Genomic DNA, 1198 nt, shown 5'->3' with positions numbered 1-1198 from the left:
GGCCGGCCTGCTCGAAGCGCCCGACAGCGAAGCAATGCTCGAATGGGTGCGCCAGCAGCACATGGCGCTGCACATGCAGATCGATGGCGGCGACCTGCTCATGGTGCATGCCGGCGTGCTGCCGCAGTGGACGGTCGGCGACACGCTCGCGCTGGCGTCGGAGGTCGAATCGGTGCTGCGCGGCCCGGCGCTGGGCGAATTCCTGCTTGGCATGTACGGCAACGAGCCCGCGCAGTGGAGCGACACACTCAGCGGCAGCGCGCGGCTGCGTGTCATCGTCAACGCGCTCACGCGGCTGCGCTTTTGCACCGCCGAGGGCGTGATGGAATTCGAGAGCAAGGACGGCATGCTGCCCGGCCCCGAGGGCTTCATGCCCTGGTTCGACGTGCCCGGCCGCAAGACCGCCAATGCCACCATCGCCTTCGGCCACTGGTCCACGCTGGGCTGGCTCTCGCGGCCCGACCTGCTCTCCACCGACACCGGCTGCGTCTGGGGCGGCTGCCTGAGCGCGGTGCGCATCGGCGCCACCTTGGACGAGCGCGAGCTGATCCAGGTGAAGTGCGAGCAGTCGCAAAAGCCCGGCAAGCCGGACTGAGCGGCCTCACTCAGCCGCGCGGCAGCCTGAAGCGGTCGAGCGCCATGCGCTGCCGGCCCTCGGCATCGAAGTTCGCGGGCGCGAGCCAGCGCTCCAAGGCCGCGCGCAGCATCGGCCACTCGCCGTCGGTGATCGAGAACCACGCGGTGTCGCGGCTGCGGCCCTTGTAGACCACCGCCTGCCGGAAGACGCCCTCGAATTGGAACCCCAGGCGCATGGCCGCGCGCTTCGATGGTTCGTTGAAGTTGTCGCACTTCCATTCGTAGCGCCGGTAGCCGAGTTCGTCGAACGCGAGCTTCATCAGCAGGTGCTGGGCTTCGGTGGACATCGGCGTGTGCTTCAGCAGCGGCGAGAAGTTGACGCTGCCGACCTCGATCGCGCCGTTCGCGGGGTCGATGCGCATCAGCGCGAGCGTACCTATGGCGCGGCCGCTCTGCCGGTCGACGACCGCGAAGTGCATCGGGTCGGCGCTTCGCGCAGCGCGCTCGATGTGGGCACGGGTGCCCGCGAGGTCCGCGGGCCGTTCGACGCCCAGGTAGGTCCAGTCGCGGCCGTCGGGTGCCTGCGCGTAGGCGGCATGGAGGTCGTCGGCATGCCTTGCGG

The 1198-nt window shown here is 69.6% G+C and carries 2 protein-coding genes; one reads left to right on the top strand and one right to left on the bottom strand.

Annotated elements, in window-relative coordinates:
- On the top strand, positions 1–595 hold a 595-nt coding region (locus AC1DOC_RS34350; RefSeq protein ID WP_478131663.1), incomplete at its 5' end, for a symmetrical bis(5'-nucleosyl)-tetraphosphatase.
- A 10-nt stretch (positions 596–605) separates the two neighbouring features.
- On the opposite strand, the gene AC1DOC_RS34345 is transcribed toward AC1DOC_RS34350, so the two are convergent.
- Positions 606–1198, bottom strand: a 593-nt coding sequence (locus AC1DOC_RS34345; protein ID WP_478131662.1) for a GNAT family N-acetyltransferase, incomplete at its 5' end; no start/stop codon positions are given.

This window comes from Variovorax sp. 01T439_2 (assembly GCF_056398445.1).
Note: the sequence above shows the minus strand (reverse complement) of the source record. Positions and strands in the feature narration are given on the sequence as shown.